This is a genomic window from Azospirillum himalayense, assembly GCF_042657465.1.
GTDB lineage: Bacteria > Pseudomonadota > Alphaproteobacteria > Azospirillales > Azospirillaceae > Azospirillum > Azospirillum himalayense.
Genome location: NZ_JBHSLC010000081.1, coordinates 81,223 through 99,607, shown reverse-complemented (window position 1 = coordinate 99,607; position 18,385 = coordinate 81,223). Strand labels below are relative to the sequence as shown.

The window sequence follows — 18,385 nt, the reverse complement described above, 5'->3', positions numbered from 1 at the left end:
CATGAGCCTGCTTTCTCGACTCAATCTGAAGCCGCTCGTCATCAACAAGCCGTCCACCCTCCCGCTGGTCCGCGTCGCCATCCAGCCGGCCCGTGCCGGCCGCCATGTCTCGGCGGCGCGTCTCGACATCACCTTTTCCCGCGAGCTTGGAAAGCAAATCGGAATCACGGCTTCCGGTCAGAAAGCCGCGATCTACGTCGACGGCCAGTTCATCGCGCTGTGCGATCCGGATGCCGGGCGGAAACTCTTCGGAGCCGCGACGAAGGAATATCAGGTCGGTGTGAAGAACGATAAGGCCGAGAATGCGGCCCTGCATTTCGCGTCCTCCCTTCCACCGGCCTGCGTGACCGAGAAGTGCCCGACGCAAGGCCCGAAGCAGATCGAGGTTGAGAACGGCGTCCTGATCATCGAGTTGCCGGACTCGTTCATCCGCCCGGAATACCTGACCAGCATGGAAGTGGCGGCAGCCGTCAATCAGCGGGAATGGAATCCACCTCTTGTCTCACCCTCGGGCATTGAGCCCATGCTCGTTGAGCCGGCGCATATCCCCAGCATTTTCAGCCATCCGCAGGACGGGGGCGTTGTTCAGGCTCCTGCCCAGACCGTAGTTGAGGCGACGTCGCCGACCCCGGATGACACGATAATTCAACCCGACCAGCCGCAGCCGGTCGAAGCCGATGGTGACCAAGCCCCGGAGGACGCCACCCTGGTTCCCGATGAGGCGGTGGAACCGGAAGGCCCGGCGGCCGCGCACATCTCCGTTGATGACGCGGGCTTGCAGGGGGTGGAGCGCTGCATCACGCCTCCGCCTCCGGCTTCGGAAAAGGTCTACGTTCCCCCCTCGCTGGAGGATCGGCTTTACGATCACCTTCTACAGCTCGCCCGTGAAGGCAAAGCGTGCCCCGACAATCAGGCGCTGGCGACGCACATCAATTCGAACCCGAACTCGGTCTCCGCCACCCTCTCCATGATGAAGTCGCGTGGACGGGTTTCCGTCTGCTACGTCAGCGCCGAAGGAGAGCGGCGCAACGAGGTCGTTCGAGGCTGGCAGCGCGTCTTCACGATGGTGGCCGACAAGGCGACCACGGCGGCCCCGCAGCCGGTGAACGCGGTCGAAGCGGCCGTCGAGAGCAACGCGCCTTCCGTTGAATCCCCCGCAGCCCCGCCGCCGAAAACCGTCGCTCCGGCTGCTTCCCCGCGCCGCGTCCCGTTGACGCCGAGCAAGGGGCGGCAGCTCTCCGAAGCCGAACTGGAACTCCAGGAGGTGGTGGGCGCGCGGAAGCCCGTCGCTGCTGCAACCGATGTCGATGCGGATTTCGAATACCTGCGCGACAAGAAGGTCCCTGTGTTCCGCGTCCCCAGCAACAAGGCCCATCCCTTCCGGCTCAATGACCGGCCCGCGACGGCGGCGGAGATCACCGCGAAGGCCGCACGAGTGCGCCAGATTTCCGGAGGGCGGTGATGGGCGCCCCGGCTCCCCTCGTCAACTGGCCCACCGACCCGGAAGACCTCTTCCTGGAACTGCATGTCGAACTCGGCATGTCGGTCACCGCCATTGCCGAACTTCTTGAACTCCCCGAGGCCGCTGTCGCCGAGGCGTGCCGCAACTTCGGCATCATCCGGGAAGCTGCGCCGGAACCTGTCGATCCCGGCCCGGAGCCGGGCGACCGTGGCCCGAAGGAGCCAAGGGGATGCCGTTGGATCGACGGCGATGTCCGGTCCAGCGATTGGAGCTACTGCCAGGAAAGCACGGTGCCGGGCGCGCGGCATCCCTACTGCCGCCATCACCTGCAGCGGTCCTATCAGCGGGCAAGCGCGGCGGCTTCCAGCCGGGACCTGATCGAATGACCACTGCCGCAGCCATCCCAGGGCGGGAAAACGCCCTTCGGGCGGAAGCCCATGCCATGGAAGTCCAAGCCGAGCGACGTGGGAAAGATCGCGCCTACTCGGTGCGTACCGTTCTGCTTACCCGGCAGCTTGCGCAGAGCCTGGAGCACGACGCCGTGGCGGTGGCTGCCGGTGCCCGTCTGGCGGAAAAGGCAGGAACGCGATGAGCATCATGGCCGCACCGCACCTGATCGTCGTCACGGAGGGCATGACCGAAGCGGAATGCCTCCTGGAGATGCGCTCCGCCGCGGTGCGGGCGCATGACGCCAGCCCCTGCCGCAAGACGCGCGACGACCTCCTGGAGGCGGAGCGCGCCTACCGTGCCGCCCTGGGGTGGACGACGGAACAGATCACCGATGCGCAGCGCGTCATCAACGACCGTCTGAACACGTTTTTCGGGGAACCACAGAAATGAACCACATCGGCAACCCCGGTCACATCGAGCGGACCCCGCCCCACAACGAGGAGGCGGAACAGGCGCTGCTCGGCGCCATCCTCATCAACAACAGGGCCTATGAGAAGGTCAGCGAGTTCCTTCGGCCTGAGCATTTCTACGATCCGGCGCACCAGAGGATTTTCGCGGCGATCTCCGAAGAGGTCGAGGCCGGCCGCAAAGCCGATCCGGTGACCCTCCGTGATCGTTTCGCCAGCGATGCCGATCTGGCCGGGGATGGGGGTGGAGCTGCCTACCTCGCCCGCCTGGTGGCCAATGTCGTCACGGTGGTGAACAGCGCCGATTACGGCCGCATCATCCATGAACTGTTCCTCCGCCGGCAGCAGATCGAGGTGGCGCTGTCGATGCTGGATGACGCCTACGACGTCGGCAGCGGCCGGTCACCGGAGGAGGCCATTGCGGAGTTCGCCGGCGACCTGGATCGCATCCTCGACATCGCACCGGCGTCACAGGCGACGTTCACCAGCATGCGCGATGCAGCCGAGGAAGCCTTGAACCGGGCCGATGCTGCTCGGCGTACCGGCGGCGGTTTGTCCGGGGTCTCGACGGGCCTGATCGACCTCGACCGTCTGACCGGCGGGCTCCAGCCCACCGACCTCATCATCATCGCTGGTCGCCCCAGCATGGGGAAGACCACCCTCCTCAAGAACATCGCCGTCAGCAGCGCCAAGCGCTGGAAGGCCGGTCTTCCCAACTCCGCCGCGGTCGGTGTCTTCTCGCTCGAAATGTCGGCGGAGCAGTTGGCGGCGAACTTCTTCGCCGAGGAAACCGGGATCGCGACACCGCGACAACGGCAGGGCCAAATTTCCGACGATGAATTCGTGAAAATGACCGGGGTGGATTCCGACATCCCGCTTTTCATCGACACGACGGCGGACAGCTTGCCGGTCCTGGTCAGCCGCGCCCGACGACTCGTCCGGAAGCACAAGGTCGGGGTGATCGGCGTCGACTACATCCAGCTCATGAGCGCCGGCAGCGGCCGCACCGACAACCGCGTCCAGGAAATCACCCAGATCACCCGAGGGCTGAAGAAGCTGGCCCGGGAACTCGGGGTCCCGGTGGTCGCACTGTCCCAGCTCTCCAGGCAGGTCGAGCAGCGGGAGGACAAGCGCCCGATGCTGGCCGACCTCCGGGACTCCGGCTCCATCGAGCAGGATGCCGACGTCGTGATCTTCTGCTACCGGGAGCAATACTACCTGGAACGGGCGGAACCGAACCGTCGACCAGATGAGTCAGACGATAAATTCAACAACCGGCACCAGCAGTGGCAGCAGCGCTTGGGCGAGGTCTACAACATCGGCGAAGCCATCATCGCGAAGCAGCGCATGGGCGCGATCGCAACGGCCCGTCTGCGCTTTGACGGGCCGTCCAGCAAGTTCAGTGACCTCGCCCACGATCACCAAGCCTGAGGATCAACATCATGGTGATCGATGAGGGCTTCGCGAAATCGTATCGGCGCCGTTGGTCGCATCCCGTTTTCCGCAATCTGCGTGACGCCGCCATCTGGGCGTGGATGACAGATACAGCCGCGTGGCGGTCCGTCAGGGTGCGCTTTGCGGACAGGTTGGTGCAGCTCGAACGCGGACAACTCGTCACCAGCGAACGCTTCATCTCCGAAGGGTTCTGTGTGGATCGGACTGTCGTGCGCCGCCTTCTGGCCGCCATGGAGCAGGAGAATATGATCGTCTGCCGGAAGTCGCCCGCCGGCACCATCATCACCATCGTCAACTATGACCAGTACCAGGGTGACGGTGAGGGAACCGCACGCCCGGACATCACCGACGAAAAACCCACCAGAAACCCACCACACCAACCGCTTGAAACCCAGGAATCAGACCACCGGAACAACCACCAAAGCAACCACGCAAACTACTGTTACGAAACAGATTTTATGGAATCAGCGGAAACAAGCCAACCACAGGTGATCCAGGGCCGCCCAGCGCCGGCAACCCACCAAAGCGAAGAGAACCAACCAAATAAGAAAGAAGGGAATAACCCGAAGAAAGAACTTAGGGAAAGCGCTGAGACGCGCGCGAACGGCGCTGTGCATTGCGACGTCGTGCTCGACCTCACCCCGGTTGCGGTCACCACGGACGCCCCCGGCGCTGATGCGGCTCCGGTGGCTTTAGAGCGGGTTGCCGCAGCCGGAGCGCCAGTCCCAGCCAAGCCCGAGGTGCCGCTCTGGCGGCGGATCATCCGGGCGTTCGATGAAATCCGGGTCGAGGTCTACGGCCCCGAACTGGCCCGCGCCAACCCAGCGACGACCGACCGAACCTTTGCGGTGCGCTGGATCGAGCTTGGGGCGGATGAACTCCTCTGCCGCGACGTGTTCGTGGACAAGATCAACAAGGCGAAGAAAAACAAACGGTCACCTCCCGATACCCTGAGGTTCCTGAATGGCGCAGTCGAAGACGCGATTGCAGAAGCCCGGTCGATCAGGGAAGCGAATTTTGAAGGAAGATCAAGAAATGCAGCGGAACGCAGTTACCAAAGTGCCGGTCGGACATCAGCACATAGCGCCCTGTTTGACGCCGCGGCTGCTGTCGATGCTCGCCTCCGGAAAAAAGAATTCGCTGATTGACGGCGAGTTCGGCGGGCGCCATGAAGACCTGAACTGGGCGCCGCCGCTGGTGAGCCGCGAACAGTATCGAGAAATCCTCGCTTCGGACATCCCGGCCCTGGAAATCCATCTGCGCCCGGCAGACGGCCCATGGGTCAATGGCCGCTGTGCCGCGCTGCTGTCCCATTACTACGTCCCGGATGTGCCGTTCGAATTGCAGGTCGCCGCGCTGGAGGATTGGGTCCGTCTGCTCTCCCCATTCCCGAAATGGGCCATCGAGGCGGCGGTGGACGAGTGGTTGTCCCGGCCCGGCCGGCAGAAGCCCATGCCGGGCGACATCATCGCGGCGTGCCGCTGGCGCGTCGAGGAGCCGGCGCTGAACCTGAAGCTGCTCCGCAAGCTGGTGGACCGTTACGAGCGGGAGTTACCGGGGGGCCGGACATGAGCCCGAAACCACCGAAGTGCCCGCTGGGCAGGCTGCACACCACCCGCGTCGGTGCCCGTGAAGCGGCCAAGCGGGGCAGGACGGAGACCGGCGTCATCGTCATTTTTCCCGACATGCTGAAGGACGACCTGGAACGGGAATTCGTGAACCGGATCGCGGATCGGGAATACGGGGCGGCAACCGGCAGCGGGGGGAAGGGTCGATGAGCGAGGATCAAAAGGCCACCACCCCGAGCGCCGCCGCGCTGAAGGCCCGCGCTCGCCGGGTCCATCGCGGAGAGGCCACCGAAGCCGAAGCCCGGAAGCGGACCAGCAAGGCATCGCTCCAGGGCATGCTGCAACTCCCGCTTCTGGAAGCGCTGGAGGAGGCCGGCGGCAAGGCGCGGCCCCGCGACCTCTACCAGCAGCTCGCCACGCGCCTCGGTGTTCCGGACGGTCTCCGCCAGGAGCGCCGGACCTGTGGCGATGGGCAGAGCTACCGGGTTTTCGACCAGCAGGTCCGCTGGGCCCGGCAGACCGCCGTGATGGAGGGCTTAATCGCCGACGGCACTCGCGGCATCTGGGAGTTGGCCGATCCCGGCCATACGAAGCTGCTGCGCGCCCGGCGCGGCGTCACGCTGCTGATCTACTCGACGGACCTCGGCGTCGCGCTGTGGACGCATGCCGAAGATGCGGCCTCCGTGATCGAGCCGGAATCGGTGGACCTGATCCTGACCAGCCCGCCATACCCGGTGGTGGCGCGCGATTACGGTCGCATGGATGTCCCGCAGTGGTTGGACTGGATGCGGCGACTGACGGCCCTGTGGCGCGATCTGCTGACCGACACCGGGACGCTGGCCCTGAACCTGGGCGACGTCCATGTGCCGGGCTCCCCAGCGCTGTCGCCCTACGTCGAGCGCTACGTGCTGAGCGCCATCGATGAATGCGGTCTCCATCTGGCCGGGCGGATGCCGTGGTTTAGCCCGACCAGGATCGGCAACATCCAGTGGACCTCCAAGGCGAAGGTCCGGCCGAAGCGGCAGGTCGAGCACGTCGTGCTGCTATCCAAGGCCGCGAATCCGTCCTGGGACATCACGCGGCTTCCACCGGTGCCGTTCAGCCCGGACACCCACCGCTGGTGGCAGCGGAAGCAGCAGGGCAGGACGCAGAAACGCCCCTCCGATTACGACATCCGTGAAGAGGCGTTCGAACCGAAGGGTGCCGGCGCGCTGCCCGGCAACCTGATCGTCGCGGCCGGCGCGCCGGGCATGGACGCCTACAGCCGCCGCTGCCGGGCCGCCGGCCTGCCCCGGCACAGCGCCCGCTTCCCGGCGGAGGTGCCGCGCTCGATCATCCTGACCTGCACGGCACCGGGCGAGACGGTCTACGATCCCATGGCGGGGAGCAACGTCACCGGCATGGTGGCGCAAGAGCTGGGGCGGCACTGGATCTCGTCCGAGGTGATGCTGCGCTCCGTCCAGGGCTCCGCCTTCCGTTTCGACAATCTTCCGGGCTTCAGCATGAAGCCGCTGCCGCCGGGGGTGACCCCATGATCGAGATCATCATAGCCGGGCACGTCTTCATCGTGACGCTCACCGTCTCCTACGTCCTTCAGTTCCTCGCCAGCACCTTCTCCGTGCTCACCCATTGGCTCATGGGCTCGAAGGTGCTGGCCGGCCCGGTGATCGGGCTGGTCTCGACCCTGCTGTGGACCACGCTCGTCATCCACGACGGCATGTGGGGGATGATCCACGTCGAGATCCTGATGCTCGCCATTCACACCCGCAATCTCGTCCGGTGGCGGCGCGAAGCACGTACTGCGCCCACTGTTTAAGGGCGAGCGCAAAGCCTGACGCATTAGGCTTTGCGCTCGATAGTGTGAAGTAATTAGTGCTTGACAACGCAGATCCGTACGCCGCCGTGACTTTGAAATCCATGCTGGAACTCACTTACATCCCTGATCTCACCGAGATCGTACACGCAAAATAACACATTTTCATAAACAGAAAGATAAGCAGGGATATCAGCGCTCATTTCCTCAATGCACTTTGAAACGTTACCTCCAGACTTTATAAGCTTCACTTCAAGTGATAGTTTCAATGAAGGGAAAGCAAAATCTGGTATAAATTCCTTCCCAGAAAACTTTACTTTACCGGATTCTCGGTCATAATCAATGGATTTTTGGTATCCTCTCCCGACTAGCAAGGCTTCTATTGAGTTTTGGACATCGAGTTCTTTTTCTGGCTTATTGAATATCGCTTTTCTTAGATTTGCTGACAATAGATCTTGGACTTGGGAAATCGAAGCAGAGGTGCCTGTATCGTAGCTAACAAGTATGCCGCTAAGGATTAACGTGTCTGCATAAATAGTGTCAAAAACACTCTTTTGAAATGGCCAAACCGTACTCGACCAAGTGCCCATCTTGTCAGTATCATACATATTCACATCTCTGTTGCCGCTGGCGTTGATGTATTCCTGAGCCAGAACGTTGTAGGCGCGAGCATAATTTTTGTAGGCGCCCCACTTCGCATGATCCGGGGTGCTCCCAGCCATAACTGCGTCCATTGCTCGTCGAAGGGCGTCCACTCGCACTGACAAGCGCTTAAGAAGCAAATGGTTTTCTTTAGGCATTTTCTTCCCTCTTTTGGTTGACCTGTTATCTATTAACTGCCTTATCCCCGGAACACTTGGCTCCTGTGCCATTCCACATTCTGCGGCCCCGGTCGAAACGCCGGATCGATCGGGGTCAGCACCGGTGCTCCGTCAAGGTCGAAGAGTCCCCGCGCTGACGGCCCGCTGATTGACCGGCTCACCTCGACTCGCCCGTCCAGCGTCAAGGTCAGCACCCCGAGGTCGAACAGCCGGTGGTGCAACACGCAGAGGGACAGCCCATTGGCAATGTCGCTCCCTCCGCCGAATGCATGCCAGCGGAGGTGTGCCGCCTCCAGTCCGACCAGCCCGTCACCGCATCGGAGCTGGAACCGGCACACAGCGCATTCGCAGAGGTATGCCCGGAGAACGGCATCTCGGAATCTGGGGTCCCGGCGGGCAGATCCGGTTCCTTCCAGATCCAGCCCAACCGCCGCAGCGATGTCTTCATGCAGGCTGGCCGGGAAGTTGGTGTCGAGGATACGGCGTACGGCTTGGTTGATCAGCCCGGGCTGCTGGTGCAGCAGTTCCAGTACCTCCGTCGTGAAGCCGCCCAATGTGTCAGCGTCTGCCATAGCCGCTGGCCGGCCCTGGCCGCTGGCGTCGAAGATAGAAGAATGGGCGTCCAGGCTCCAAATGCCGTCGGAGCGCAGCCGTACGAACGGGTCGGAAGCTCGCGCCCGCGTGCCGACAGGGCCGTAGGTACGGATCAAGGTTGGGAGAATGGACGCCGCGTCCCGGTACCGAATACGTTCCTGCCCACCCTTCAACCGCGCCAGAGCGTAGAGCAGAAGCAGAGGCTTGTGCGGCGCCCGGACGCCATTGCTGGTGTTGCGTCGCAGATTTCCGAGGATGGTAAGGAATTCCGGGGTATCCATGGACGGGTAGCATCGTTGTCGACTACCACCAACCTACAACCGTCGCGTCGCAGGTTCCAGGGCATGCGCAACTATCCCCGCCCGAGCTGCCCCGCCATTCCCCCATCCACCACGGGCCGGTACTGGATCACCTTCGCCATCACCCCCGGCCCGCTGTGCGGCACGAAGAACCGGGTGGCGCCGGAGATCATCTCCTGGATCACCCCGACCTTCTTCAAGTCTTGGTAATAGTCCCCCAGGACGGCCCCTTCAGTTCGATGCGGGCCTCGCCGGAGACCTTGGCCCGCACCACCCTCCAGCCGTTGGCGAGCTGGAGGTCATGGCCGGCCAGCACCGTCTCAATGGCCTCCTTCGGTGACCAGGGTTTCCCGTAACTGGCGCCCAGCTTGGCAAGAACCTGACGGATTTGCACCGCCGGCACGACACGCCCGAGCAGGCGGGTGCCGTCATCGGTCTGGAGCCGGTAGACCTTCGGCTCTCCGGTGTCCGACAGCTTGTCCCAGATCGGGAGCAGGATGCCGGAAATGACGTGCATGGCTTCGACCTGGAAGGGTTCGCTCTGCCCGACCTCCGCAGCCCAGGCAGGGCGTGCTTTCCTGTGGTCGATGAATTTGTAGGTCGCGAAGCGGTCATCGATGTGCTTCGCATCGACGTAGTGGGTGTGCAGAGGCCCGACGAGCCGGTACTGCGGCACCACGGAGCCATCCTTGAGGTCGGTGCGGTTGTGCGCCGGGCGGAGGGCATAGACGCGCCCGGTCTTCCGGTTCTTCACGAACCGCAGGATGTCGGGGTGCTTCTCCATCACCTCGTCGTAGCTGATGGGGTTGTTCCGGCGCCAGACCTTGAGTTCGGTGTAGGTCGTCTCGGCGCCGGTCCGCGGGCAGGTGTAGACGACGCGCGGTGGCGACATGACCTCGATGCTGTCCGCGATGACGGTTTCCACCCCGACGTTGAGCAGGCCAGCCTCGGCCGCGGCTTCCACGGCTTGGTCCAGCCGGGAGGCGAACTCATCGAAGAGGCGGTTCATCGGATCGACGCGCATCGACAGCAGGCGGTTCAGGAACTGCTTCACGGTTGGCAGCTTCGCGATCAGAAGGTCGCCTTCCTCGTTCAGCAGCTTCAATCCCAACTGCCGCTGGAACTCATCGATGTTGAGGCCGCTGACCTCCTTGCCGGAGTCCAGATCCTTGATGAGCTGGAACAGTGCGGCGGAGCCGTAATCCCCTTCGAGGTTGTCGCGCTCGCTGAACAGCCCCTGCTCCCCGGTGTTGCGCTGGCCTTTGGTGAGGGCGCCGAGCTGGCCCAGCCGCCGGGCGATCGAGGTGATGAACCGCTTGTGCCCCTTCAGGCTGGTGGTGCACAGCACGACCTCCGGTGCCGATTCCTGATCGGAGCGGTGCGGGCGGCCCACGGCCTGGGTCGCTTCCTTCGCACTCCAGCCGGCCTGGGCGATGTAGAGCACGCGCTGCCGGCGGTTCTTGAACTTCCGCCCGGCATGGAGATCGATGCCGGTGTTCCCGGCGTTGCTGTAGGCGACGATCGGCTTCCGGTCCTCCTGGAAGGCTTGCAGGTCGGCCATCATGTGGGCCTTGCTGCGGGGCTCGATCACCGGCCGCACGATGCCGCTGGCGTCCGGCCGTTTCACGATGCGCCTGGTGCGTCCGGTCAGCTCGGCCACCATGTCGGGGCCGAAGCGGTCCAGAAGCTGCTCCAGCGGGCCGTTTGGGACGCGGAGGCACCCGATGCGGCCCAGCAGGTTCTCCCGCATCTCCAGGGCTTCCTGATTTATGATCGGGGCACCGGCTCTATCGGTGGCGACCTGCACTCGGATGTTCCCGGACTCGTCGGCATAGGGTTCGTGCTGCTTCACCGGGAAGCACAGTTCCAGGTATTGGATCAGGCTTTCCCGCGGCGACGTGTCGAGATCGTCGAGGTTCTCCTCGGCGCCTTCCCTTGCAAGCGCGCGTTCCTGGGCGGCCTCGTTGGTGTTGACGAAGTAGAGCAGCGGCGACCGTCCGGCCCGGACATCCTCCTCCATCTCCTGGAGGATCGTCGGCATCATCATGGCGGTCAGCACCTGATTGAAGAACCGCTGGTGCGTCCCCCAGAAGGCGCTCATCGTCTTGGACATCGCCTGTCCGTCGCTCGCGGTGCCGACCAGCTTTGTGGCTTCGTGGACGTTGGCCAGCACGACCTGCCACGCCTCGGCCATCTCGTCGTAGAGCGCGACCTGTTCCGGTGTCAGGTCGTGAACCAGCCGCCGGTACCGGATGTCCTCGTAGGAGAGCGAGCGGGCACCGTAACGGCCAAGCGCCTTCAGGTCGCGGGTGACGATCTCCATCGCCGCGATGCCGCCGGACTTGATCTGGTCGATGAAGGCGAGCTTGGTGGCAAATGGGGTGCCGAAGCCCCACAGGCCGAGGCGGTCGCAGCTCGACAGGTTCTCGACCTTGTCCGCCAGGGTTGCCGAGACATAGACGATGCGCGCCAGCGGGAGCGACTTCTGGAGGTCCACCGACGCCAACCCGGTCTGGCTGGCCTTCGTCTTGCCACGGGAGCCGTCCGTCTCTACGGCGTTCGCGGCGGCGTGGTGCTCGTCGGAGATAACGACGCCGTCGAAGTCCGGGCCCAGCCAGTTGAGGATCTGCTGGAGACGGGTGATCTTCTCCCGAGGCTTGCTGCGCAGAGTCCCGGTGCTGACCAGCAGGATGCCGTGCGGTGCCTTGATGGCTTCACCCGCGGGCGTCTTGGAGAGCGGGAAGATGACCGAGGGATCGCCGCCGAGGTCGGACCAGTCCCGTCGCGCGGCGCCGAGCAGGGTGGAATCGTTCTTCGTGATCCAGAGCGCCTTACGGCGGCCCTGGTGCCAGTTGTCGAAGATGATGCCCGCAGCCTCCCGGCCTTTACCGACACCGGTCCCGTCCCCGATTGCGTAGCCGGCGCGGCATGGCGTCTCCCCTGGCGCGGCCGGCTGGAATTCCCCGTGCGCCTGACCGGCATAAATTACTGCTTCGAGCTGGGCGAGCGACAGCCGCCCCTCCAGGATGACGCTCTCCGGGAAGTGCGGGGCATACCGCGGCTCCGGCGGCAGCACAGCGGCCATCGCGGCGCTCTCAACCAGCTTGGATGGATGCGGCCGCGCGCTGGGCACCTTCAGGCGCTGCGGTTCATAGGGCTCGTACTTGGTGTCGGTGATCGGGGCATCGTGGCGGTCGCGCGTCTTGGCCTGCTCGACGGCGGGGCGTGGGCGGGCCGGTGTCGGCGCTGCGGGGCGGGCGACCGCAGCCGGCATCTTCGGACCAGCGGCGGGGACGACGTGCGGCCGGTTCAGCCGAACGTTCTCCAGCACCGCCATCATGCTGGTGATGGAGTCCAGCTCCGCCACGATGGGGCGGTTCGTTGCGGACGTCGGCCCGGTCTTGTCGATCACCGCGACGCGCACCGCGATGTCGGTCCCAGCCTTCCGGAAGGCGCGGGCGTCCAGCAGCAAGTTCGCCTTGACCGAGTAGACCTGGATGATCTGCCGCCACCAGTCCCGGAACCGGGCGGCGCCGAAGGCCATGCCCGGCGGCAGGATCGCGACCAGCCGTCCGTTCACCAGCAGCCGCTTCAGCGCTTGGTCGACGTGGCGAGCGGCGGTCATCGGGTCCGCCTTGTCGCCCAGCCGGCCCGCGGTGGCGCTGAACGGCGGGTTGATCAGCACCGCCGTGGGCAGCACCTGCTTCGGAAGAACGGAATGGAGATGGTCCGCATTCTCGCGGAAGACCGGTGCGAACCCCAGCCCCTCCAGCAGTCCGGCGCGGCGCTCCGACAGCTCGTTGCAAACCACCGATGCGCCGGCGTTCCGGGCGTGGACAGCGAGACCACCGACACCGGCGCTCGGCTCCAGCACCACGTCTCCGGGCTTCAGGTCCGCCAGCCACGCCGCGGCGAAGCCCAGGGCGGGGGGCGTGCTGAACTGGTCGAAGGCCTCGACCTCATCATCCCGCCGGGTGCGTGTCGGCAGCAGCGCGCCCATGGCCTCCAGGTCGCCGACCCGGACCTGGGCGGACACCAGCCCGACCGTGGGCGCCAACATGACCCGGCGTTCCAGGATCAGCCTGTTGAGCGCCTGTTCCGCAAGGTCGTAGGCGTCCGCCGTCGAGTAGGTGCCGGCTGCCATGGTGCCGCCGAAGTGCTGATTGGCGACGCCGACCAGGAATTGCGGGGAGATTTTGGTACCGGCGCCGATCTGGGCAGAGAGGTCGGCAAGCTGCGGAACGCGCACCTGGGCGGAGACGGACATGCAGGTTCCCCATGTGGGCAAGAACGGGGTGTGCCCGGCATCGCGGTTCGGATGCCGGGTCAGTAGAGCGGGAGGTGATGGTTGATTTTACGGTGGTGCTATTGAGTGGACAACGAACACACAGAACGGAATAAGAAATTTATGTTTGCAAGAAAATGCGCGTTTTAAAATGGAAAGCAGTTCACGAGGCAGCTAAGTTTGCTTTCATTCTGAGCGCGCACTGTTCGTCAGCGATGATCTGGCCATAGCTGGGTGACGCGCTTTCCCCCGATTACCAGACGCCGCGGGGCGGGAGGTGTTGGGCCTCCAGCCAGCGTGTGATCGTCAACTCGGCGTCCACCATAGACCAAGTGACCCCGGCGACCAGGAGCGCGGCGCCGGCAGAGGTGGCCAGCCGCTGTGCGTCATCGAAGGTCTCGGCGTAACGGTCCAGCAGCGGGAGGGAATAGCACCCCGTGGTCCAGTTGGCGGAGGACCAAACTGCGAAGCAGGCGCGCCCTTCCGAGGTGATGCGGGCGGTCAGAACGAAGCCGGGGATCATGGCGCGTTCGGCGATCTGGAAATCGTCAGTGCTGGTCAGGCCGTTATGCATCGGTGTGTCGGTCTCCCAACCGATGTTGTCGACCACCACTGCGGCCATCGCCTCCACCGGGTCCTGGAAATACCCGTCCGGCCCGGTGCCGCTCCACAGCGAGCGGCCACACCACAAGCCGGGCACCTGGAAGGACTCCGCCCGCCAGAGGAAGGCGCCGGGCGCTGTGTCGTTGAGCGCGTGGACGCGGCCAATGGGCCGGCCGTCCAGCATGACGGAGGTCTGCTTCGTGGCGAGGCTGGTGACCGCCGTCAGGCCGCGGGCCTCCGTGGAGTGGCGCGCCGCGTGATAGGCAGTGCCGGCGGGCGTGGCCTGATTCGTGATGCGGAGGTTGTCGAGCGCGGAGAAGTCCGACATGGTGATCTCCTTCAGACCTGGGTGGCGCTGTTGGCGCCCGCCGGCTTCCAGGCGTTCCGCAGGCTCACCTCCGACTGGAGGGCCAGGATCGTCTTGCTCTGCTCCTCCCGCAGGTCCAGCGCGAAAGCGATGTTGGTGTAGAAGCTGACATTGCTGTAGTCGTCGGGCTGATCGCTGGTGACGCGGCGGTTGTAGGCATCGACGATGCCCTCCAGCGTGTCGATGACGTGCTGGCCCTCCGGGCTGAAACGGTCGCGGGCATCCGGCGGCGCCTCGAACATGCAGGCATGGGGGTTGTCGCGCTGCCAGCGGACATAGACGGGGTTCACCACCATGATCGGGCAGGCGCTGACCGATAGGTGGAGCGACCGCCCCATGCTGTAGCGCTCGATGCGGACACCGCACTTGATGCCTGCGGGCAGCGTGCCGGCGGCGATGGCCGCCTTGATGTCGCCCCGGACCAGTTTCGCGACCTCGGCGATGTCCCGCCCGGCCTCGTACTTGTTGCCCTGGACCGTGGTGTAGGTCGGGCCTCGCGGGGTCTGCTGCTTCGGCTCGACCGGCTGCTGGGGTTGAGGTGCGGCCAGCGGGAGGGGGAGGATTTGGGCGGACATGGTGGTCTCCGGGAAGTATGGGCCGGGAAGTGTGGGGATCGCGTCGATCCGGTTTCCAAGGCGTCCGGCGAGGCGGGCACCGTGGGAACCGGTCCGGTGTTAACCGGCCCGGCTGAGCGGGCCATTCAGGAGGTTGCGAGCTGCGCGGCAGGCTGACCCCTTCGAGCGGTACTCGTGATTGAACTGGTGGAGGAAGCCCCGGCTGCTCGCGAGGCTGGAGACGCGGGCGGCGCTGACTTCGCCCCGCTTCGGCTCGATCAGCAGTCCGAACGTCCCGTCCTCGTCATCCTCGACGTGCACCATGAAGTGCGCGTTCTCATAGGTCTTGGTGGTAGGGCCGAGATCGAAGGCGGACATGGGATGGCTCCGGCGGATGGTGGTCAGAGGTTGAGTTCCTGCCGGAGGCGCTGGCCCCCACAGAAGTCGATGAGCCAGACGGTGGCATCGGCGGCGGAGCGGAAGAACATTTCCCGGCGGTGCGGCAGGACGTTCCGCCCATAGCAGAAGATCGCGTACCGCTTGGTCTGGTCGGGGATGGCGGTCTTGTAACGACCGATGGTCATGGTGTGCTTGCCGCCCTCGGCAGCGAGCTTGACCTTCGTCACCGTCAGCGGCTTCCGCGCGTTGCGGATCTTCTCGGCGACGATGAGGCGGATGTTGGTGGCCACGGTTGTTCTCCGAAGGGGAAAGGGTTGTTCGTCTCGTGATCCGCCCGGCGACTACTGGGCGTTCGGGAAGCCGGCCCGAAGGCTGTTTAGGCGCCACCTGCTATCCCGGCGATGGTGTCTCGCGCCTCCTCGATGGCGATATGGATGTCGTCGAGGTTGCTTATCGCCTCTTCCATCGTCTGGCCTCGCTCGCCCTGCTGGAAGGACTCTGGCAGGTTGTCGAATGCCTCTTGCTCCTCATCCTTCACTTCGCTGATGACAGCGAGAGCTTGTTCAAGAAGTTCAGCAGCTTCTGCGAGCCGCTTCCGCCTGTCTTTGTTCATCGCGCCCTCTGTTCTTGGGTTTGCAGTTTGATCGCCCGGTGTGTCCCGGATGTTCAGGAAGTGGCACGAAGGCCTTCAGAGGTTGGGCGCCTGGGCGATAGCGGCATCGGCGCGTTCGATGATCCCGGACAGGATCTCCCCCCTGACGGCTTCAGGGATGCGGTCGCCATTGTGTTTCAAGACAGCGAGGTTGCTCTTCACCCACTCAGCAAAATCCAGCAGGTCCGGCGCGAGAGTGGGCATGGCGGCGCGCTGCGCCGTTTGGAATACGGTGATGGCTTTGCGCAACTCCACTCCGCGCTCATGTTGGGCGGTGCCCTCGTGCGCCTCGCACATCCAGTCGGCCGCTTCGCCGGCAACGCTCAGCAGGGTGCGGAGCGCAGTGGCAGGGGCATGTTGGGGCGTTTGGGCCATTGTTCAGCCCTCCCCGCCAGCTTTGGCGATGACCGCCTTGAGCCGCTCCATGTGCGGGTCGCTCTCGTCATCATGGAAGCGGAGGTGATGCATGGCCTCCTCAGCTGCGGCCAGCATATCATCGTACGTGGGCAGGCCGACGTTGTTCAGGTGCGCGTTGGCGTTCGCGATAGCTTCGGTCTTGGCGGTCATGGTCGGCTCCGGTTGGCGGCAAGCGCGGCGTTGTTCGTTGATTAAATGTAGCGTGAAGCTACAAATAACGTCAACGAGGTTTGTAGCCATACGCGACAAAAAATTGACCGTGCCTGCAGGCCGGTATAGGGTTGATCCATGCCAAGACCGACACAGGCCGATACGCCCTTCGCCCGCCGGCTGAAGGGCCTGGGAATGGATCTCACCGACCTTCGCCGTGCGCTGCACCACGGCGAAGACCGGTCAACCGTGACGCATTGGGTTTACGAGCGCCGACCGATCGACCCGGTCGTGGACGCTCTGGTGGCGTGCCTGGAGCGCCTGCCGCCCGAGCAGCGGGCAGAGGTGCTTGCGCCGGAACCTGATGTCGGTAGAGACCGGATAGGGATTGCGCGGTTGCTCCGCGCCTATGCCCTGTTGCCGGATGATCTTAAAAGCGAGGTCAGGGCGGAGGTGGTTTCGCGCCTGTCCGGATCAGCAGTGAAGTAGGCGGCATGCAAGAACGAATTTTCCTCACCCCGACCGACATGGGCGGCGACAAGGCGGAACTCATCATCGAGCGCCCGTCCGGTGGCGGTTCTCGGCCAGCCGTCATGCTCATGCACGGGCATCAGAAAGACCCTCGCCCAGGCGCCGAAGTGATGGTCCGTGCCGGCATTTTTCGTTCGGTTCTCGTCATGGGCTATGTGGCGGCTGCTGTGTCCATGCCCGGTTATGGAGCTTCCGAGGGTCAACTGGATTTCTGCGGGCCGCGGTCTCAGGCAGCAGTTCGGGCAGGGCTGGCGCACCTTCGCGCCATGCCGGGCGTGGACTCCAGCCGGATCGCGCTGTGCGGTTGGAGCCGTGGAGCGGTCGTATCGGCCATGGTGGCCACCGCCGAGCCGTCCCTGCGGGCGCTTGTTCTGTCGGCGGGCTCCTATGACTTGGTTGATGAAAGCACCTTTCTGATAAAGGGAATTCACGCTGCATTCGTTGAAGAATCCGGCGGTACCGTAACGGCCGGGATAGAACGCTCAGCGCTGTATCACGTCGAGAAAATTAAAACGCCGTCCCTCATCCTGCACGGCGATATGGATGACCGAGCGAGCGTAAAGACAGCCATTGATTTGCACGAGAGGCTGTGTCAATGCGGTTGTCCTTCGAAACTGGTAATCTTTCCTAATACAGACCATTATCTGCCGAGATGGCAGGAAGGCGCTGAGATTGCGTCGTTCCTGATGGAGGCGCTTGGCGACCCACTTGGATGAGGGTTTCAAACCAATCTGCCGCCTCACGCGTGCTGGTCACGTCCATCACGAACTCCTGCCCCCGCCCAACCGTCCTCACCATGCACCGATCCCCATCCCGCGCCCACCGTGCCGGGTCCGTGTGATAGGACAGTACCGGCCCGCCCGCCGGCAGGAACCAGCCCGGCAGGGACCATGTTCCCCGGTTCTCCCCATGCTTGGTGAGCTGGAGGCCGGTGTGGAAGCGCGGGAACGTCCCGCCGCCCGGCACGCCCATGTCTTGTCCGTCGATCACCAGCCGCTCCGACGCGACGTAGACGGTGTTGGAGGCGTCCCAGCGCCCATTGAAATGCGGGTGCTCGGCAAATTCCGGACGGCCAGCGCGCAGCGCGGCGCTGTCGGGGCCAAGCCGTAGCAGCTCCCCGACCTGGAGCCAGCCGAAAAGGACGTGGACATCGGGCGCGCCACGGCGGCAGCGCCAGCCGCCGGCGCCGTCCTCCTCCACCTGCCTGAACCAGCCGAAGAACAGAAACATGTCGCTGACACCGACGCCCTGATTGGCGAGATGCGTTTGTGCGGCGCTGGTCTGGCCGAATGCGGGCCGCCAGCCGGGAAGGCGCGGGCGGGCGTCGAGCGCGAGGTCTGGATCGAGGTGGGCCGGGATGCGGCGGAACAGCGGGCGCCCGGTGAGCGCCGCGGCGATCTCGCCCAGGTTGGTGTCCTTCCACCGGATCTGGGAATAGGTCACCGGATCACGGCTCGGGATCGGCAGCGAGACCATCGAGCCGTCCGGGAAGATCGGGGAGGGAACGCCGCCTGCCGAGGAGTCGAAGCCCTTGCGGGAGAGGATCAGCTTCACGGGC

24 protein-coding genes are annotated in these 18,385 nt (G+C 64.4%); 13 read left to right on the top strand and 11 right to left on the bottom strand.

All coding sequences use genetic code 11. The features are described from left to right. The first annotated feature begins 1 nt into the window (after position 1). From ACFPMG_RS24480 to ACFPMG_RS24435, 10 genes are read left to right on the top strand one after another with little or no spacing between them, the layout of a single operon-like run. Positions 2–1,462: a hypothetical protein gene (locus tag ACFPMG_RS24480; protein ID WP_376997849.1), complete on the top strand. Its 1,461-nt coding sequence runs from the start codon at positions 2–4 to the stop codon at positions 1,460–1,462. After that, positions 1,462–1,848 carry a hypothetical protein gene (locus tag ACFPMG_RS24475; protein WP_376997848.1) on the top strand — a complete coding sequence of 129 codons (387 nt, stop codon included), beginning with the start codon at positions 1,462–1,464 and terminating at the stop codon, positions 1,846–1,848. Before ACFPMG_RS24480 ends, ACFPMG_RS24475 begins: the two co-directional genes overlap by 1 nt. Then, complete coding sequence (locus tag ACFPMG_RS24470) at positions 1,845–2,054, top strand: hypothetical protein (protein ID WP_137107678.1); 210 nt, start codon at positions 1,845–1,847, stop codon at positions 2,052–2,054. The genes ACFPMG_RS24475 and ACFPMG_RS24470 overlap by 4 nt, the downstream gene beginning before the upstream one ends. A 5-nt stretch (positions 2,055–2,059) precedes the next feature. Beyond that, the gene (locus ACFPMG_RS24465; protein WP_376997847.1) at positions 2,060–2,302 is read left to right on the top strand and encodes a hypothetical protein; all 243 of its coding nucleotides are present in this window, start codon (positions 2,060–2,062) and stop codon (positions 2,300–2,302) included. Beyond that, positions 2,299–3,750, top strand: coding sequence for a replicative DNA helicase (locus tag ACFPMG_RS24460; protein ID WP_376997846.1), 1,452 nt, complete (start codon positions 2,299–2,301; stop codon positions 3,748–3,750). The genes ACFPMG_RS24465 and ACFPMG_RS24460 overlap by 4 nt, the downstream gene beginning before the upstream one ends. Before the next feature lie 11 nt (positions 3,751–3,761). After that, the gene (locus ACFPMG_RS24455) at positions 3,762–4,922 is read left to right on the top strand and encodes a hypothetical protein (protein ID WP_376997845.1); all 1,161 of its coding nucleotides are present in this window, start codon (positions 3,762–3,764) and stop codon (positions 4,920–4,922) included. Beyond that, complete coding sequence (locus ACFPMG_RS24450) at positions 4,888–5,346, top strand: hypothetical protein (RefSeq protein WP_376997844.1); 459 nt, start codon at positions 4,888–4,890, stop codon at positions 5,344–5,346. The genes ACFPMG_RS24455 and ACFPMG_RS24450 overlap by 35 nt, the downstream gene beginning before the upstream one ends. Further along, complete coding sequence (locus ACFPMG_RS24445) at positions 5,343–5,552, top strand: hypothetical protein (protein WP_376997843.1); 210 nt, start codon at positions 5,343–5,345, stop codon at positions 5,550–5,552. The genes ACFPMG_RS24450 and ACFPMG_RS24445 overlap by 4 nt, the downstream gene beginning before the upstream one ends. After that, positions 5,549–6,877, top strand: coding sequence for a DNA methyltransferase (locus ACFPMG_RS24440; protein ID WP_376997841.1), 1,329 nt, complete (start codon positions 5,549–5,551; stop codon positions 6,875–6,877). Before ACFPMG_RS24445 ends, ACFPMG_RS24440 begins: the two co-directional genes overlap by 4 nt. Continuing rightward, a complete protein-coding gene (locus ACFPMG_RS24435) occupies positions 6,874–7,158 on the top strand; it encodes a hypothetical protein (RefSeq protein WP_376997840.1) in 285 nt (94 codons plus the stop codon). The genes ACFPMG_RS24440 and ACFPMG_RS24435 overlap by 4 nt, the downstream gene beginning before the upstream one ends. A gap of 53 nt (positions 7,159–7,211) precedes the next feature. On the opposite strand, the gene ACFPMG_RS24430 is transcribed toward ACFPMG_RS24435, so the two are convergent. Both ACFPMG_RS24430 and ACFPMG_RS24425 read right to left on the bottom strand, forming a co-directional pair. Next, a complete protein-coding gene (locus ACFPMG_RS24430; protein WP_376997839.1) occupies positions 7,212–7,955 on the bottom strand; it encodes a PD-(D/E)XK nuclease domain-containing protein in 744 nt (247 codons plus the stop codon). A gap of 41 nt (positions 7,956–7,996) precedes the next feature. After that, complete coding sequence (locus ACFPMG_RS24425) at positions 7,997–8,851, bottom strand: phosphorothioated DNA-binding restriction endonuclease (protein WP_376997837.1); 855 nt, start codon at positions 8,849–8,851, stop codon at positions 7,997–7,999. Between the two features lie 63 nt (positions 8,852–8,914). Here ACFPMG_RS24425 and ACFPMG_RS24420 point away from each other — a divergent pair, with 63 nt between their 5' ends. After that, on the top strand, positions 8,915–9,079 hold the full coding sequence (locus tag ACFPMG_RS24420; protein ID WP_376997836.1) for a hypothetical protein: 165 nt from the start codon (positions 8,915–8,917) through the stop codon (positions 9,077–9,079). On the opposite strand, the gene ACFPMG_RS24415 is transcribed toward ACFPMG_RS24420, so the two are convergent. The 8 genes from ACFPMG_RS24415 to ACFPMG_RS24380 all read right to left on the bottom strand — a co-directional run bounded on the left by ACFPMG_RS24415 (position 9,066) and on the right by ACFPMG_RS24380 (position 16,296). Further along, positions 9,066–13,136 (bottom strand): strawberry notch-like NTP hydrolase domain-containing protein, encoded by a 4,071-nt coding sequence (locus tag ACFPMG_RS24415; RefSeq protein ID WP_376997834.1) that lies wholly within the window; start codon positions 13,134–13,136, stop codon positions 9,066–9,068. The two genes, ACFPMG_RS24420 and ACFPMG_RS24415, sit on opposite strands and share 14 nt — an antisense overlap. 271 nt (positions 13,137–13,407) lie before the next feature. Further along, complete coding sequence (locus ACFPMG_RS24410; protein ID WP_376997832.1) at positions 13,408–14,085, bottom strand: hypothetical protein; 678 nt, start codon at positions 14,083–14,085, stop codon at positions 13,408–13,410. A gap of 11 nt (positions 14,086–14,096) precedes the next feature. Continuing rightward, positions 14,097–14,699 carry a hypothetical protein gene (locus tag ACFPMG_RS24405; RefSeq protein WP_376997831.1) on the bottom strand — a complete coding sequence of 201 codons (603 nt, stop codon included), beginning with the start codon at positions 14,697–14,699 and terminating at the stop codon, positions 14,097–14,099. 99 nt (positions 14,700–14,798) lie between these two features. Beyond that, a complete protein-coding gene (locus ACFPMG_RS24400; protein ID WP_376997829.1) occupies positions 14,799–15,056 on the bottom strand; it encodes a hypothetical protein in 258 nt (85 codons plus the stop codon). Between the two features lie 23 nt (positions 15,057–15,079). Continuing rightward, entirely contained in the window at positions 15,080–15,367 is a 288-nt protein-coding gene (locus ACFPMG_RS24395; protein WP_376997827.1) for a hypothetical protein, read from the bottom strand. An 86-nt stretch (positions 15,368–15,453) separates the two neighbouring features. Further along, the gene (locus tag ACFPMG_RS24390; RefSeq protein WP_376997826.1) at positions 15,454–15,690 is read right to left on the bottom strand and encodes a hypothetical protein; all 237 of its coding nucleotides are present in this window, start codon (positions 15,688–15,690) and stop codon (positions 15,454–15,456) included. Positions 15,691–15,765: 75 nt separating this feature from the next. Next, positions 15,766–16,104, bottom strand: coding sequence for a hypothetical protein (locus tag ACFPMG_RS24385; RefSeq protein WP_376997825.1), 339 nt, complete (start codon positions 16,102–16,104; stop codon positions 15,766–15,768). A gap of 3 nt (positions 16,105–16,107) precedes the next feature. Beyond that, a complete protein-coding gene (locus tag ACFPMG_RS24380) occupies positions 16,108–16,296 on the bottom strand; it encodes a hypothetical protein (protein ID WP_376997824.1) in 189 nt (62 codons plus the stop codon). A gap of 195 nt (positions 16,297–16,491) precedes the next feature. Between ACFPMG_RS24380 and ACFPMG_RS24375 the strand changes: the two genes are divergently transcribed. Both ACFPMG_RS24375 and ACFPMG_RS24370 read left to right on the top strand, forming a co-directional pair. Beyond that, positions 16,492–16,785 carry a hypothetical protein gene (locus ACFPMG_RS24375; protein ID WP_376997823.1) on the top strand — a complete coding sequence of 98 codons (294 nt, stop codon included), beginning with the start codon at positions 16,492–16,494 and terminating at the stop codon, positions 16,783–16,785. Between the two features lie 5 nt (positions 16,786–16,790). Beyond that, complete coding sequence (locus ACFPMG_RS24370) at positions 16,791–17,543, top strand: alpha/beta hydrolase family protein (RefSeq protein WP_376997822.1); 753 nt, start codon at positions 16,791–16,793, stop codon at positions 17,541–17,543. Here ACFPMG_RS24370 and ACFPMG_RS24365 read toward each other — a convergent pair. After that, positions 17,455–18,381 carry an Nmad3 family putative nucleotide modification protein gene (locus ACFPMG_RS24365; protein ID WP_376997821.1) on the bottom strand — a complete coding sequence of 309 codons (927 nt, stop codon included), beginning with the start codon at positions 18,379–18,381 and terminating at the stop codon, positions 17,455–17,457. The two genes, ACFPMG_RS24370 and ACFPMG_RS24365, sit on opposite strands and share 89 nt — an antisense overlap. Positions 18,382–18,385: the final 4 nt, after the last annotated feature.

Bases quoted from the DNA above. Each gene is read 5' to 3' on its own strand.
- ACFPMG_RS24410 (WP_376997832.1), bottom strand. From the start codon at position 14,085: ATGTCGGACTTCTCCGCGCTCGACAACCTCCGCATCACGAATCAGGCC.
- ACFPMG_RS24400 (WP_376997829.1), bottom strand. From the start codon at position 15,056: ATGTCCGCCTTCGATCTCGGCCCTACCACCAAGACCTATGAGAACGCG.
- ACFPMG_RS24430 (WP_376997839.1), bottom strand. From the start codon at position 7,955: ATGCCTAAAGAAAACCATTTGCTTCTTAAGCGCTTGTCAGTGCGAGTG.
- ACFPMG_RS24425 (WP_376997837.1), bottom strand. From the start codon at position 8,851: ATGGATACCCCGGAATTCCTTACCATCCTCGGAAATCTGCGACGCAAC.
- ACFPMG_RS24445 (WP_376997843.1), top strand. From the start codon at position 5,343: ATGAGCCCGAAACCACCGAAGTGCCCGCTGGGCAGGCTGCACACCACC.
- ACFPMG_RS24385 (WP_376997825.1), bottom strand. From the start codon at position 16,104: ATGGCCCAAACGCCCCAACATGCCCCTGCCACTGCGCTCCGCACCCTG.
- ACFPMG_RS24435 (WP_376997840.1), top strand. From the start codon at position 6,874: ATGATCGAGATCATCATAGCCGGGCACGTCTTCATCGTGACGCTCACC.
- ACFPMG_RS24480 (WP_376997849.1), top strand. From the start codon at position 2: ATGAGCCTGCTTTCTCGACTCAATCTGAAGCCGCTCGTCATCAACAAG.
- ACFPMG_RS24405 (WP_376997831.1), bottom strand. From the start codon at position 14,699: ATGTCCGCCCAAATCCTCCCCCTCCCGCTGGCCGCACCTCAACCCCAG.
- ACFPMG_RS24375 (WP_376997823.1), top strand. From the start codon at position 16,492: ATGGATCTCACCGACCTTCGCCGTGCGCTGCACCACGGCGAAGACCGG.
- ACFPMG_RS24415 (WP_376997834.1), bottom strand. From the start codon at position 13,136: ATGTCCGTCTCCGCCCAGGTGCGCGTTCCGCAGCTTGCCGACCTCTCT.
- ACFPMG_RS24470 (WP_137107678.1), top strand. From the start codon at position 1,845: ATGACCACTGCCGCAGCCATCCCAGGGCGGGAAAACGCCCTTCGGGCG.
- ACFPMG_RS24475 (WP_376997848.1), top strand. From the start codon at position 1,462: ATGGGCGCCCCGGCTCCCCTCGTCAACTGGCCCACCGACCCGGAAGAC.
- ACFPMG_RS24420 (WP_376997836.1), top strand. From the start codon at position 8,915: ATGCGCAACTATCCCCGCCCGAGCTGCCCCGCCATTCCCCCATCCACC.
- ACFPMG_RS24440 (WP_376997841.1), top strand. From the start codon at position 5,549: ATGAGCGAGGATCAAAAGGCCACCACCCCGAGCGCCGCCGCGCTGAAG.
- ACFPMG_RS24460 (WP_376997846.1), top strand. From the start codon at position 2,299: ATGAACCACATCGGCAACCCCGGTCACATCGAGCGGACCCCGCCCCAC.
- ACFPMG_RS24465 (WP_376997847.1), top strand. From the start codon at position 2,060: ATGGCCGCACCGCACCTGATCGTCGTCACGGAGGGCATGACCGAAGCG.
- ACFPMG_RS24390 (WP_376997826.1), bottom strand. From the start codon at position 15,690: ATGAACAAAGACAGGCGGAAGCGGCTCGCAGAAGCTGCTGAACTTCTT.
- ACFPMG_RS24450 (WP_376997844.1), top strand. From the start codon at position 4,888: ATGCTCGCCTCCGGAAAAAAGAATTCGCTGATTGACGGCGAGTTCGGC.
- ACFPMG_RS24380 (WP_376997824.1), bottom strand. From the start codon at position 16,296: ATGACCGCCAAGACCGAAGCTATCGCGAACGCCAACGCGCACCTGAAC.
- ACFPMG_RS24370 (WP_376997822.1), top strand. From the start codon at position 16,791: ATGCAAGAACGAATTTTCCTCACCCCGACCGACATGGGCGGCGACAAG.
- ACFPMG_RS24455 (WP_376997845.1), top strand. From the start codon at position 3,762: ATGGTGATCGATGAGGGCTTCGCGAAATCGTATCGGCGCCGTTGGTCG.